The organism is Pectobacterium sp. PL64 (assembly GCF_022477975.1).
Lineage (GTDB): Bacteria > Pseudomonadota > Gammaproteobacteria > Enterobacterales > Enterobacteriaceae > Pectobacterium > Pectobacterium jejuense.
In genome coordinates this window covers 2,982,284-2,996,516 of the sequence record NZ_CP092070.1, presented here as the reverse complement: position 1 = coordinate 2,996,516, position 14,233 = coordinate 2,982,284, and the positions used below count along the sequence as shown (strand labels likewise).

The following is a 14,233-nucleotide window of genomic DNA, read 5'->3' as shown; positions in this document are numbered from 1 at the left end:
CTGGCGGCTTCACTCTAACGGCGAGAATAATGGTAAACACAGGCAATACATCACAGTATCGGGATCGTCGGCGAGCGTGGATCGACCGCTTGGTTCACCGCATTGTTGCGGGCAGTGGGCTGCTGGTGCTGGCTATGCTGTTGTTAATCTTCTTCTATCTACTGTATGTGGTGACGCCACTGTTCCTTTCTCCCACCGTTAATGGCCAAAAAACGGTGCCACGCCAGGGTGCGGAACCGTCGCTGGCGCTGGGGCTTAGCGACAACGGGCAGATCGGGTTTCGCATCGACAGTCAGGGCTACGGCGAGTTTATCCCGTTTGCAGAAAATCAGCCCATGTCGCGTATTCAACTAGTTCCTGCGCTGAGTTTACTGGCGCAGAGTCAGGGGGAGCGACAGGTTTATGCCCTGAGTCAGCCTGATGGCCGTTTGGTTTTCGTGCAGCCTGTGTTATCGCGTACGGAAAACCGTTCTCCCATCTGGGATTATCCGCTGGGTGAGCAGGCGTACTCGCTTGGATTGCCTGCGCAGCCGCTGCGTTATCTGGCAGTAGCGGCAGTGGGGGAAAAGCATGTTGTTGTGGCAGCGATCGGGCAGGAAAATGCGTTGATTATTGCCGACGTTGATAAAAACGGTGTGCGGCAACGGGCACAGATTACGCTTCCGGCGGGTACGATTAGCCAACTGCTGCTGACACCAGACGGGCAGCAGGTGTATTTGCTCAGCGGTAAGACATTAACGCTGTGGCAGGTGGGGGCGAACGCGCTGACGCTGCGGGAAGAGCGACAGTTACAGTTGGCGGAACCGCTGCATCTGGCGCTGCTGTCCGGTGGACGATCGCTGCTGGTGCAGTCTGCTGACGGGCGGATTAGCCAATGGTTTGACGTTCCGGGCGAAAAGGGCGCGACGCTGACAGAGATTCGTCAGTTTCCGCACGTTGCGGGCGAATCGGTGTTGTTGGCAACAGAGGCGCAGCGGCGAGTCTTTGCCACATTGAGCACACAGGGTGAGCTGTCGCTGTTTGCCAGCAAGCAGTCGCATGCGTTGCTGACGCAGACGCTACCGGCTCATGCACAAACGCTGGCGTTTTCGCCGCGCGGTTCAGCTTTGCTGGTTGAAACGGCGCAGGGCTGGCATCGCTATCGGGTTGATAACCCATATCCCGATATTGGCTGGCGCGGGCTGTGGCAAAAGCTGTGGTACGAGAACTATCCGGAGCCTGCCTATATTTGGCAATCCACGTCTGCGGATGACAGCTATCAGGCTAAATTCAGCATGATGCCGCTGATGCTGGGCACGATGAAGGCCGCGATTTACGCGATGCTGTTTGCTACGCCGCTGGCGCTGTCCGCCGCGATCTATACCGCCTGCTTTATGTCGCCGACGTTGCGACGCTGGATTAAACCCACGCTGGAAATCATGGGCGCGCTGCCTACGGTGGTCGTCGGCCTGATTGCGGCCATCTGGCTGGCCCCGCATTTTGCGACCTATCTGTCCGCGATTCTGGTCATGCCGATTTTATGGATGCTGGCCGTGCTCGGCTGCGGCTGGCTGATTGAATGCCTGCCGGCGCGCTGGCGCGTCCGTTTCCCTGCTGGCTGGGACGTGCTATTCCTCATTCCCACGATCTTGCTGACATTTGTGGTCGGCTGTTGGCTTGCGCCGCGGATGGAGATCTGGGTGCTGGGGCAGCCGCTGTACCAGTGGCTGGGTGATGATTTTGTGCAACGCAACACGCTGGTGGCGGGCGTTGCTCTTGGCTTCGCGCTGATCCCGCTGATTTTTTCGCTGGCAGAGGATGCCTTGTTTAGCGTACCGGCTCGTTTAAGTCAGGGATCGCTGGCTCTGGGTGCGACGGCCTGGCAAACCTTGTGGCGCGTCGTGCTGCCGTCCGCCAGCGCTGGGATTTTCGCCGCACTGATGCTGAGTTTTGGCCGCGCCGTGGGGGAAACCATGATTGTGCTCATGGCGACGGGCAACACACCGATTATGGATGAAGGTCTGCTTCAGGGCCTGCGTTCGCTGGCGGCGAATATCGCTATTGAAATGCCGGAAGCGGTGACGAACAGTGGTCACTATCGGGTGCTGTTCTTAACGGCATTAACGCTGTTTGTTTTCACGTTCATCGTGAATACGCTGGCTGAAACTATCCGGCAGCGCTTACGCCAACGCTACCGTGATGAAGGAGAAAACGCGTGAAGCGCTGGTTCCGTTCGGGAAGGCCCTGGGTGTGGCTGACCGCATCGTCAATTTCCATTAGCCTGCTGGCGATGCTGGCAATTATCGTGCTGCTGGCCGGGCAGGGCATGGGCTACCTGTGGCCGCAGCCTGTCTGGCTGCTGACGCTACAGCCGGAGCAGGGTGCGCAGCGTGCACTGATAGGGGAAATTTATGCCGAGCAGACGCTTTCGCGCCAGCAGCTGGAACAGGCTGGTTTGTCCTCTTCGTCTGAGGATGATGAAACACGCTATTTGATCAAAATTGGCCAGCGCGAAATTCATGGGCAGAGCTTTCGCACGCTGCTGTCGCGCGACATTGTCCGCTTTGATAAACCTGCCGACATTTTGGTGTTGAAGCGGACGAACAATGGCACAGCTTATGGTTATCTGGCTGGCATGCTGGAGGGCGAGCAGCCGCTGGTGGCAACGGATCTCCCCGCCACCTTACAGCATCGCGTCGAGCAGGTGCAGGGATTGCTTGCGAAGACGCAGGCCATCCGTATGGGTGAGATGGCGAAGATCAACCAGCAATTTGAGACGCTGCGGCTGGAAGAGAAAAAGCGGCAGCAGGCTAAGACGCTGGACAATCAGGCGTTAGCCCGCCTTCAGGCTGAACGCATTGAACTGCAACGCCGCTTTGATGAGCTGTCGCGCCAGCTAACCTCACTCAATCTGGACATTAATCGCGATACCGTGCAATTGCGGGACGCGAACGGCAGCGTCCATCTTATTCCGCTCAGAGACATTGAACAGGCCTGGTACCCTAACGCGATGAGCCTGTGGGAAAAAGTCAGCCACTGGGGCAATCAGGCGAAATACATGCTGGTGCACTACTCGCCGGACAGCAACAGCGCGGGCCACCTTTTCCCCGCCATTTTTGGCACCGTGCTGATGGTAGTGCTGATGTCCATCGTGGTGATGCCATTGGGGGTGATCGCCGCAGTTTATCTGCATGAATACGCGGGGAAAAACAGCTTAACGCGCTGGGTGCGAATTGCCGTGGTCAATCTGGCTGGGGTGCCTTCCATTGTGTACGGCGTGTTCGGGTTAGGCTTTTTTGTTTATCTCATCGGTGGCACGTTGGATCAGCTGTTCTATTCTGAAGCACTGCCGAATCCGACGTTTGGTACGCCGGGGCTGCTGTGGGCATCGCTGACGCTGGCTCTGCTGACGCTGCCTGTGGTGATTGTGGCGACGGAAGAAGGGCTGTCGCGCATTCCGATGTCTGTGCGCCACGGCTCACTGGCGTTGGGCGCTACCAAGGCCGAAACGCTGTGGCACGTTGTGTTGCCGATGGCGGTTCCCGCGATGATGACGGGCTTGATCCTCGCCGTGGCGCGTGCGGCAGGGGAAACCGCGCCGCTGATGTTGGTCGGCGTGGTGAAGTCGGTGCCGGTGTTACCGGTTGATGACATTTTCCCTTATTTGCATCTTGAGCGAAAATTTATGCATTTGGGATTTCAAATTTACGATCTGGCGTTCCAAAGCCCGGACGTCGAAGCGGCAAGACCGCTGGTGTACATCACCGCACTGCTGCTGGTGTTGATTGTTGTTGGGTTGAATCTTGCCGCGATTGGGATTCGCCATGTTCTGCGTGAGAAATATCGTTCGTTATCACTCTGAAAGTAGGATGAAGTTATGGGATTTATGACACAAAAGGAGATGGCACCGCTGCCTGATGTTCATCAACTGAGTGATGAGCAGACGACGTTAACCGTGGAACATCTGAATCTTTACTATGGCGACAAGCAGGCACTGAACGATATTTCGATTCGCATTCCGAAGAATCAGGTGACGGCGCTGATTGGGCCGTCGGGCTGTGGTAAATCCACGCTGTTACGCTGCTTTAATCGCATGAACGATCTGGTGGATGACTGCCGCACCGAGGGTGATATCCGGTTGAACGGTATGCCTGTCAACGACCCGCAGTTGGATGTTGCCACGTTGCGCCGTCGGGTGGGGATGGTTTTTCAACGACCGAATCCGTTTCCCAAGTCGATCTATGAAAACGTGATTTATGGCTTGAGATTGCAGGGGCTACGCGACCGACGCTTTTTGGATGATGCCGTTGAGCGTGCGCTGCGTGCAGCGGCGCTTTGGCATGAGGTAAAGGATCGTCTGAGCGATAACGCGCTAACGCTATCCAGCGGGCAGCAGCAGCGTTTGGTGATCGCCCGTGCAATCGCCATTGAGCCGGAAGTGTTGTTGCTGGACGAACCGACCTCCGCACTCGATCCGATTTCGACGTTGGTTGTCGAGGAACTGATGGGAACGCTAAAGCAGCATTTCACGCTGGTGCTGGTGACACACAACATGCAGCAGGCCGCGCGCGTGTCGGATTACACCGCGTTTATCAATCAGGGAAAACTGATCGAGTACAACCGTACGGACGATCTGTTTACCTCTCCGACGCAGCGCCGTACTGAGGATTATATCACCGGACGCTTTGGGTGAAATTTCATCAAACTGCCACGTTTAAATGACCTAAAAAAATTATGGATACCGTTCATCAATTGTCCGTGCCATTTGAAAAATTGATGATAAAATGCGCGCAAATTTTTTGACTCTGGCAAGTGGCGGGTAAGATGAAATTCAGTACCATGAACGAAGGCGAAATTATTACCGAGCTGTGCCGGAGAATAAAAGACTCCAGAATTCAGCAGCGTCTCTCGCAGGTCGATCTTGCCGAGCGGGCGGGACTGGGAATCGCAACGATAAAGCGTGCGGAAATGGGCGAATCCATTACGCTCAGCAGCCTGCTCTCCATTCTGCGCGGATTAAATCGTCTGCATCAAATTGAAGGCGTGCTCTTCGATGCCGAAGTGGAATCCTTCCATGCGCAGATCAGCGGCGAGAAAAAACAGACGCCGCTGCGTATCAGAAAGAAAGCCGCGACCTTTCCTGCCAAAGCACTCACCAAGCATGAAAATATCAAGAAACCCGCTAACAGCACGGTAGATTGGTATATCGCGGCGGCTGAAAACAACATTGTCTGGTCGCTGCCTGAAAGCGATAAAAAATAAAGGGCTAATGCAAATGCATTAACCCTTATGTATGAACCCTGATTGTCGCGTTAATCTGCCAGAAATTTAACGCGACAAAGCAAGTTTATCCTTCTCCACGATCCCCTAGGGATATTATTCGCACAGCACAACTTTAATGGCCAAACCGCCGCGAGACGTTTCACGGTACTTGGCGTTCATGTCTTTGCCGGTTTCGTACATGGTTTCAACGACCTTATCCAGCGATACGCGTGGCTCGCTGGTGCGGCGCATTGCCATTCTGGCGGCGTTGATCGCCTTCACTGAGGCGATGGCGTTGCGTTCGATGCACGGCACCTGAACCTGACCCGCAACCGGGTCGCATGTCAGCCCCAGATTATGCTCCATGCCGATTTCCGCCGCGATGCATACCTGCTCAGGATTCGCGCCGAGTAGCTCAGCCAGACCGGCTGCCGCCATCGAACAGGCTACGCCGACTTCTCCCTGACAGCCCACTTCCGCACCAGAAATAGAGGCGTTCATTTTGTAGAGCATGCCGATAGCGCCGGATGCCAGGAAGTAACGCAGGTAAGATTCCGGGGTGACCGGTTGAACGTAGCGATCGTAATAAGCCAGCACGGCAGGAATAATGCCGCATGCGCCGTTAGTCGGTGCGGTGACGACGCGTCCGCCCGCCGCATTTTCTTCCGACACGGCCATCGCAAACATGTTCACCCAGTCCATCGCGTCCATCGGGTCGTTAGAAAAACGATCGTTGATGAACAGCAGGCGATGCAGCGCCGATGCCCGACGCGGAACGCGCAAGGGGCCGGGCAACACGCCTTCCGTATTCATGCCGCGGTGCATGCAGTCCTGCATAGTTTTCCATACGTCGGCAAAATAGTGCTCAAGCGCTTCCCGACCATGCATCGCAATCTCGTTTTTCAGGACGATGGCGGATAAAGACAGGCAGTGATCGTGACAGTGTTGCAGCAGCTTCTGGGCAGAAAAGAACGGGTAGGGCGCACTTTCCTCAGCCAGATTGGGTTTGCCGAAGTTTTCCTGATCGACGACGAATCCGCCCCCGATGGAGTAATAGGTTTTGCTATAGACCAACTCTTGCTGGTTATAGGCGCGAATGGTCATGCCGTTTTCATGCAGCGGCAGGTTTTCCGGCTGGAAACGCAGGGAGGACTCCAGCGGGAAGCTGACCTCATACTGACCGTTGAGCATCGGCAGGCGCTGAGTGTCTTTCACCTGTTGAATAAATGCCGGAATGCTATCGATATTTACGCTATCCGGTAGGTTACCTGCGAGTCCCATAATGATAGCGATATCGGTATGGTGCCCTTTCCCCGTCAGGGAAAGTGAGCCGTAAATATCAACGACAATACGCGTCACCGATGAGATAAGCGCGCGGTTCACCAGATCGTCAGTGAACATTTTACCCGCTTTCATTGGGCCGACAGTATGAGAACTGGATGGGCCGATACCGATTTTGAAGATATCAAATACGCTGACCATAGCGATTTCCTTGAAAAAAACGCCGCATACCCGTCATACTTCAAGCCGTATGTGCGTTGGCTTCCCTCACTCACCCCAGTCACTTACTTATGTAAGCTCCTGGGGATTCGTGTGGTTGCCGCCTTCCTACAACTCGAATTATTTAGGGTATGGCTAGAAAATAACGTGCCGGCGTTAAATTAGGGTAGGGGGGCTTACAGCAGATCGCGCAGGCTGTAAACAATGGCGGAAATAGCGATCAGTCCCATCAGGGTGACAAAGACGTTGCTGATATGGCCGCTGTATTTCTTCATCGCTGGGACTTTCTGGATGGCGTACATCGGCATCAGGAACAGCAGGCACGCGATAATCGGGCCGCCCAACGTTTCGATCATGCCCAGAATGCTTGGGTTCAGCGTCGCAACAATCCAGGTCGTGATCAGCATGAACAGCGCAGTGATGCGGTTCAATTTGGTGTTGGAGATGGTTTTGCCTCTGCTGCGCAGGGATTTCACGATCATGCCGTTAAAACCTTCGCCCGCACCCAGATAGTGACCCAGGAACGATTTAGAGATCGCGATGGTGGCAATAACCGGTGCCAGATAGCCGATGACCGGGTTGTTAAAGTGGTTCGCCAGATAGGACAGAATAGAAATGTTCTGTGCTTTCGCTTCCATCAGCTCAGCCGGAGAAAGGCTCAGTACACAGCTGAAGACGAAGAACATCACGGTCAGCACCATCATGATGTGGCTGTAAGACAGAATGCGTGAGCATTTTTGCTCGGCGTCATCGCCATATTCTTTACGTTTGGCAACGGCGAAAGAGGAGATGATTGGCGAGTGGTTGAAGGAGAAAACCATCACCGGAATAGCCAGCCATAATGTCGCCAACAGACCGTTGCCCGTGACGCTGGAACTCAAAGACATGTTTTCAAAAACAGAGGTATTCCAGTTTGGAATTAAATAAAGCGCCAGCAACATCAGCACGGCAACAAACGGGTAAACCAGAATACTCATTGCCTTCACGATCATCGCTTCACCGAAGCGGACAATAAACATTAATCCAAGGATCAATATTAATGACAGCAGCGCACGGGGCGGAGAAGGCAAATGTAATTGGTGAGTAATAAAGCTATCTACCGTATTGGTGATGGCGACGCTATAAACTAATAGGATCGGATAAATAGCGAAAAAATAAAGCAAAGTGATTAATTTACCTGCACCAACGCCGAAATGTTCTTCAACGACTTCGGTAATATCTTCACCACCTTTCTTGCCGGATAATACAAAGCGGCATAAAGCACGGTGAGAATAATATGTCATCGGGAAGGCAATCAGTGCCATGATAATTAACGGAATTAACCCACCAATACCGGCATTGATAGGTAAGAATAACACGCCAGCGCCGATGGCCGTGCCGTAGAGGCCCAGCATCCAGACGGTATCGCTTTTACGCCATCCTGAAGCCTGTTCTAACACCTGGCCGCTATCTTGAATGGTGCTCATATACTGATCTCTCCTCGGTGAACATATTAATACCCTGTTACAAGAGTATTGCCACATGATGTGGATTATAAAAATTACAGTATCGGCAAGTTGCCGTTACGGAGTCTAAAAAACGAACGAGACATGTTGCTAATTATGTCAGTAGGTCAATACTGTTTTGTGGCGGCATTCTATATCGTGGTGGTCAGCGAATAATATTGAGGCGATCACAGAAATGAATTGACGGGAAATATTTTAATAAATTTCCGCGCAAATTAAAATATCAAACTTGATACTTTATTTTAAATATTTTTAACGGCTCGTTATTGATACTTTATTTAATTGTCGAGTGATGAAAAATGAACAATAAATAAAATAAAAGGCCGATGAAATAATAAACGCAATTTTGCTGATGTCACGCGTAATGATGATTTTTCTCTTTTGAAGACATCTCGAGGGTGCGGTTTCTGCTGTTACATCGCATCAGATGACCGTTACCCAGCAGATTGCAACCTGCTGGGTAACGGTCACCGATCTGTCAGGCAGTGAGTTTTTCCTCTGCCCACGCCAGACCGCTGTGGTATTCCTCTGGTAATAGAGGCGCCAGCGATTGCAACGTGCGTTGCAACTGTGCGGTGTCCGACGACGGTAGATTGAGGTGTCCAACTTTGCGGCCGGGACGAACCTCTTTCTCATACCAGTGCAGATGTACCAGCGGCAGCGCCAGCCAGCCGATATTCACGTCAGTGCCGATCAGGTTGACCATCACCGACGGCGTTTCGACAACCGGTACCGGCAGCGGCAGATCCAGAATGGCGCGCAGATGCAGCTCAAACTGGCTGATTGACGCACCATTTTGCGTCCAGTGTCCGCTATTGTGTACGCGTGGAGCCAGCTCGTTAATAAGCAGATGGTCGCCGACGATAAAGCATTCCATCGCCATCACGCCCACATAACCCAGCGCATTCATGATTGCGGACAGCATCTGTTCGGCCTGCTGCTGCAACTGCGAGTCGGGTTGAGGGAAAGCCACGCTGGTGCGCAGAATGCCGTCCTGATGCAGGTTATGAGTGAGCGGGTAGAACACACATTTGCCGTGCGTATTGCGGGCACCCACCAGCGAAACTTCGCCAGAAAAGTTAATGCCTTGCTCAACGATGCATTCGCCGTAGCAGTCAGCGGGCAGCGTGTGCTGTTCGCCATCGCGCAAGCGCCACTGTCCACGACCGTCGTAACCGCCGACGCGACGTTTAACGATCGCTAATTCACCCAATGAGGCGAAGACGTGTGGCCATTCATCGGCGCTAGCCAGCAGTTGCCACGGAGCTGTGGCCAGACTCAGCGAATCCAGCAGCTGCTTTTGCGTCAGACGATCGGCCAGACGCGGGAAAATATCGCGGTTTGCAAACGCCGTGTGCTCGGCCAACTCGCGGGTGAGGGCGGTTTCCGGCCAGCGTTCGATCTCGGCGGTAATGACACTGTTATGAAACGGAACCGACTCTGGCTCTGCATCAAGTCCTACTGGGTAAACCGCAATACCTAGCGGTTCACCAGCCTGACGCAGCATTCTGCCCAACTGACCATTGCCTAATACGCAGACCGGTTTCATGCCTCCTCCCGCGGATCGGGATGAGAGAGCACATCATCGGTTTGCGCCTGACGCCAGTCTGCCAGTCGGGTGGCGATGCCATTGTCATGTAGGGCGAGAATTTGTGCGGCCAGCAGAGCCGCATTCGCTGCGCCCGCTTTGCCAATGGCCAACGTGCCGACCGGAATACCGCGAGGCATTTGGACGATGGAATACAGGCTGTCTACACCGCTCAGCGTTGAGCTTTGTACCGGCACGCCAAGCACGGGAACCAGCGTTTTCGCTGCCAGCATACCCGGCAGGTGTGCTGCGCCGCCTGCGCCCGCGATAATCACATCAAAACCGTTTTGTGCCGCTTGCTCAGCAAAGCTGAACAGCTTATCCGGCGTCCGGTGTGCGGAAACGACTTCGGTATGAAAAGGAATGTTCAGCGTGGTGAGGATTTCCGCAGCAAACTGCATGGTGGCCCAGTCACTCTTTGAACCCATGACGATGGCAATTTTAGCCGGGGCAACGTTGGATGACATGCCTGTAACGCTCCTGTGATTGTACGTGTTCGTGACGCGTTCGCGTCGGCCAGACAGGGAGGGTCTGGCGTTGAGGGCGTAGAGCATATCACGCCATTATGGCGAGGAAAACGGTTGCGTATGCGGAAATGCGGGGGGAATAAGGTGAGAGTCCGTTAAGTCAATGTCAGGAAACGCATTAAAATGGGAAGGAAATCAGTTCGATATTTTGTGGTGTGACCTTAATCATCGACCCTTCCTCATGCCAGGCACCCAGAACGGCACGACGACCCGAAGATTCGCCGAGATCGACCTGATGAATAGCCGGGCGGTGCGTGTGGCCGTGGATCATCGTCTTCACCTGATAATGCCGTAAGCGTTCAAGCACAGCGTCGTGATTGACATCCATAATCTGCTGCGACTTTTTCTGGTTTTCGTGCTGGCTGGTTGCCCGCATCTTCGCCGCAATTTTCATCCGTAATGACAGCGGTAATAGCAGGAAGAGTCGCTGAATGAACGGGTTGTGTACCCGACGGCGGAATTGCTGGTAATGCTGATCGTCAGTGCACAGGGTATCGCCATGCAGAATGAGGATCTTCTGACCGTAGAGGTTGAGCACCGTTTCCGTCGGCAGCAGCATCATTCCGCTTTGTTTGGCGAAACGCTTACCGATCAGGAAATCACGGTTACCGTGTACGAAATAGCAGGGAATGCCGCGCTGATGTAAGGCATACAGTTCCGCCGCGACAGTCGCATGCAGCGGCTGGGGATCGTCGTCACCAATCCAGGCGTCGAACAGGTCGCCAAGTATGTATAGCGCATCGGCATGAATCGCGTCATGGCGTAAAAAACGCAGAAAACCGGCGGTAATCGCCGGTTCATGAACACTTAAATGCAGATCGGCAATAAACAGCGTTGCCATGCAGGTCGGATTATTCGCTGACCGTTACGTGGGTAATCACCACGTCTTCTTTCGGTACGTCCTGGTGCATGCCGCTGCGGCCAGTAGCCACGCCTTTGATTTTATCAACGACGTCCATGCCTTCGGTGACTTCAGCGAATACGCAGTAGCCCCAACCATCGGCACGCTCTGAACGGAAGTTCAGGAAATCGTTATCAACGAGGTTGATAAAGAACTGGGCAGTTGCAGAGTGCGGATCGTTGGTACGCGCCATCGCCAGCGTGCCACGGGTATTTTTCAGGCCGTTGTTGGCTTCATTTTTGATTGTCGCATTGGTTTCTTTCTGATCCATGCCGGGAGCGAAGCCGCCGCCCTGGATCATGAAACCATTAATCACGCGGTGAAAAATCGTGTTGTCATAAAAACCGCTGCGACAGTAGTTCAGGAAGTTTTCTACGGTAACCGGCGCCTTGTCTGCAAACGTATTAATAACGATATCGCCATGGTTGGTATGAAGCGTAATCATAATAATGAACCCTAGATAGCCTTAGTGATTAAGAGTGCTGTTCACAAAAGGCGGTGAACAACAAGAGCGCTGTTATAGCATAACTGGTCGATTGAGTCAGTACTTCGCGCTTACCGCCCCGCTGTTGGCGGTCGGATGGATGAGAAAATCGTATAAAAAGGTTTACTACTCTGATTTTGGTAGGCGACAAATAATATGTGTGCTTAAGAATAGTGCGCAATAAGGTGTTCATCAGGCAATAGGGACTTTTAAAAACAAATAAACTGATTAAAATTTAAAGTTATAGTTAATTAATTTGAATGAGATTTTTGTTGCCCCAGATCAATGTTTTGCGTAATCAACGTGTTCTTTTTTTACGACCCAGATTAATCTGAGAGTAATTCTTATTCTTCATAAATAACTCTAAAGAGATAGGTGAACTATGCTGGGTATTCTGGATAGTGTTAATCGTTTATTAGACAAACCGGATTTTGGCAAACTGTTTTTGCGCGTATCTTTCAGCGTTTTGATGCTGTTTCATGGCTGGCATAAGGTACACGGTGGAATCGGTGCCATTGAAGGCATGCTGACCTCGGCAGGGCTCCCTGCTTTTGTTGGTTACGGTGTCTATGTCGGAGAAGTCATCACCCCGATTCTGATGATTCTCGGGATTCTTACACGTCCTTCTGCGCTGATCTTCTCTTTCACGATGGTGGTGGCGACGTTACTGGTTCACCCTGCTGGTTTCGTCACGCTGGCCAAAACCGGTGCCTGGGGTGTTGAAGGCACAGCGGTGTTCTTCTTTGCGGGCATCGCAATTGCCCTGCTCGGCAGCGGAAAATACTCTGTGATGTCCAATCCGCGCTGGCGTTAATGGTTTTTTGTCGGCGGATTGCTTTTGTCAGTCACCGCCAATGATCTGAAATGGCCCGGATTTTCCGGGCCATTTCATTTTTATCCTTTCTCGCCGATTCCCTCTTCTTATTAACCTTGCAATACAGTAGGGTTCAGGTTTCAATACGCCGTTGGGTGTCAACCCTGAATGCATTGATGTTACTGACGCTAACCGCGGCTGTGAAAACCATTTCTTTGAAACCATTTTTTTGTGAAAACCATTTTTTTATAAAAACACTGGAACGCCCTGATGCTAAAGATTTTTAATACGCTGAGTCGCCAAAAAGAGGAATTTAAACCCATCCACGCCGGTCAGGTGGGAATGTATGTGTGTGGCATCACCGTTTATGACCTGTGTCATATCGGTCACGGGCGTACTTTCGTGGCGTTTGATGTGGTGGCGCGCTACTTGCGGTATCTGGGATATTCACTGAAATATGTGCGTAATGTCACCGATATTGACGACAAAATTATTAAACGTGCGATCGAGAATGGGGAAACCAGCGACCAGCTGACGACCCGCATGATCGCAGAGATGCACGCCGATTTTGATGCGTTGAATATTCTGCGTCCGGATGCCGAGCCGCGTGCGACGCACCATATTGCCGACATCATCGAAATGGTGGAAACGCTGATTACCCGTCGCCACGCCTATGTTGCAAGTAATGGTGATGTGATGTTCTCCGTTGATACTGCGCCGGGCTACGGCGTGCTGTCTCGTCAGGATCTGGAGCAGTTGCAGGCTGGTGCGCGCGTTGAAATTACCGAAGTGAAGCGTAACCCGATGGACTTCGTGCTGTGGAAAATGTCCAAGCCGGGTGAACCACACTGGTCCTCTCCGTGGGGAGAAGGGCGTCCTGGCTGGCATATCGAATGTTCTGCCATGAACTGCAAACAGCTGGGCACGCATTTTGATATCCACGGCGGTGGTTCAGATTTGATGTTCCCGCACCACGAAAACGAGATCGCGCAGTCCAGCTGTGCGCACGACGGCTCGTATGTGAATTACTGGATGCACTCCGGTATGGTGATGGTTGACCGCGAGAAGATGTCAAAGTCGCTCAACAATTTCTTTACCGTTCGCGACGTGCTGGCGTATTACGATCCGGAAACCGTGCGTTACTTCCTGATGTCAGGACACTACCGTAGCCAGTTGAACTACAGCGAAGACAACCTGAAACAGGCGCGTGCGGCGCTGGATCGTCTGTATACGGCGCTGCGAGGAACGGATGCTAGCATTGCAGCGCACGGCGGTGACGAGTTTGAAGCCCGTTTCCGCGAAGCGATGGACGACGATTTCAACACGCCGGAAGCCTATTCGGTATTGTTTGATATGGCGCGTGAAGTTAACCGCCTGAAAACGGAAGATGTACACGCGGCGAACCAACTGGCATCGGCACTGCGTAAACTGTCCGGCGTGCTTGGCCTGCTGGAGCAGGATCCGGAGCAGTTCCTGCAAAATGGCGCGCAGGTGGATGACGAGGAAGTGAAAGAAATCGAAGCGTTAATCCAACAGCGTAAAGATGCGCGTGCGGCGAAAGACTGGGCGCTGGCGGATCAGGCTCGCGATCGCTTGAATGAAATGGGGATCGTGTTGGAAGATGGCCCGCAGGGAACGATCTGGCGCCGTAAGTAACGCTTTCTTCCTGTAAT

At 52.9% G+C, this 14,233-nt stretch carries 12 protein-coding genes; 6 read left to right on the top strand and 6 right to left on the bottom strand.

The features are described 5' to 3' along the window. Positions 1-29: 29 nt before the first annotated feature. From HP572_RS13515 to HP572_RS13500, 4 genes are all read left to right on the top strand, one after another. On the top strand, positions 30-2,198 hold the full coding sequence (locus tag HP572_RS13515; RefSeq protein ID WP_240583486.1) for an ABC transporter permease subunit: 2,169 nt from the start codon (positions 30-32) through the stop codon (positions 2,196-2,198). Then, on the top strand, positions 2,195-3,841 hold the full coding sequence (pstA, locus tag HP572_RS13510; protein ID WP_205550072.1) for a phosphate ABC transporter permease PstA: 1,647 nt from the start codon (positions 2,195-2,197) through the stop codon (positions 3,839-3,841). Before HP572_RS13515 ends, pstA begins: the two co-directional genes overlap by 4 nt. 15 nt (positions 3,842-3,856) lie before the next feature. Continuing rightward, positions 3,857-4,672: a phosphate ABC transporter ATP-binding protein PstB gene (pstB, locus tag HP572_RS13505; protein ID WP_039507944.1), complete on the top strand. Its 816-nt coding sequence runs from the start codon at positions 3,857-3,859 to the stop codon at positions 4,670-4,672. Positions 4,673-4,803: 131 nt separating this feature from the next. Continuing rightward, a complete protein-coding gene (locus HP572_RS13500; protein ID WP_010280336.1) occupies positions 4,804-5,241 on the top strand; it encodes a helix-turn-helix domain-containing protein in 438 nt (145 codons plus the stop codon). Positions 5,242-5,355: 114 nt separating this feature from the next. Here HP572_RS13500 and HP572_RS13495 read toward each other — a convergent pair whose 3' ends face one another. From HP572_RS13495 to ppiB, 6 genes are all read right to left on the bottom strand, one after another. After that, positions 5,356-6,723 carry an L-serine ammonia-lyase gene (locus tag HP572_RS13495; protein WP_205550070.1) on the bottom strand — a complete coding sequence of 456 codons (1,368 nt, stop codon included), beginning with the start codon at positions 6,721-6,723 and terminating at the stop codon, positions 5,356-5,358. Between the two features lie 194 nt (positions 6,724-6,917). Next, a complete protein-coding gene (locus HP572_RS13490; protein WP_240583485.1) occupies positions 6,918-8,207 on the bottom strand; it encodes an HAAAP family serine/threonine permease in 1,290 nt (429 codons plus the stop codon). 517 nt (positions 8,208-8,724) lie between these two features. Next, a complete protein-coding gene (gene purK / locus HP572_RS13485) occupies positions 8,725-9,795 on the bottom strand; it encodes a 5-(carboxyamino)imidazole ribonucleotide synthase (protein WP_240583484.1) in 1,071 nt (356 codons plus the stop codon). After that, a complete protein-coding gene (purE, locus tag HP572_RS13480) occupies positions 9,792-10,301 on the bottom strand; it encodes a 5-(carboxyamino)imidazole ribonucleotide mutase (protein ID WP_014916138.1) in 510 nt (169 codons plus the stop codon). Before purE ends, purK begins: the two co-directional genes overlap by 4 nt. A 178-nt stretch (positions 10,302-10,479) precedes the next feature. Beyond that, positions 10,480-11,202: a UDP-2,3-diacylglucosamine diphosphatase gene (gene lpxH / locus HP572_RS13475; protein ID WP_240583483.1), complete on the bottom strand. Its 723-nt coding sequence runs from the start codon at positions 11,200-11,202 to the stop codon at positions 10,480-10,482. A 10-nt stretch (positions 11,203-11,212) separates the two neighbouring features. Next, positions 11,213-11,707 (bottom strand): peptidylprolyl isomerase B, encoded by a 495-nt coding sequence (gene ppiB, locus HP572_RS13470; RefSeq protein ID WP_010280320.1) that lies wholly within the window; start codon positions 11,705-11,707, stop codon positions 11,213-11,215. A 421-nt stretch (positions 11,708-12,128) separates the two neighbouring features. Between ppiB and HP572_RS13465 the strand changes: the two genes are divergently transcribed. Both HP572_RS13465 and cysS read left to right on the top strand, forming a co-directional pair. Then, positions 12,129-12,560 carry a DoxX family protein gene (locus HP572_RS13465; protein ID WP_040044144.1) on the top strand — a complete coding sequence of 144 codons (432 nt, stop codon included), beginning with the start codon at positions 12,129-12,131 and terminating at the stop codon, positions 12,558-12,560. A 270-nt stretch (positions 12,561-12,830) separates the two neighbouring features. Beyond that, positions 12,831-14,216: a cysteine--tRNA ligase gene (gene cysS, locus HP572_RS13460; protein ID WP_240583482.1), complete on the top strand. Its 1,386-nt coding sequence runs from the start codon at positions 12,831-12,833 to the stop codon at positions 14,214-14,216. Positions 14,217-14,233 lie beyond the last annotated feature (17 nt).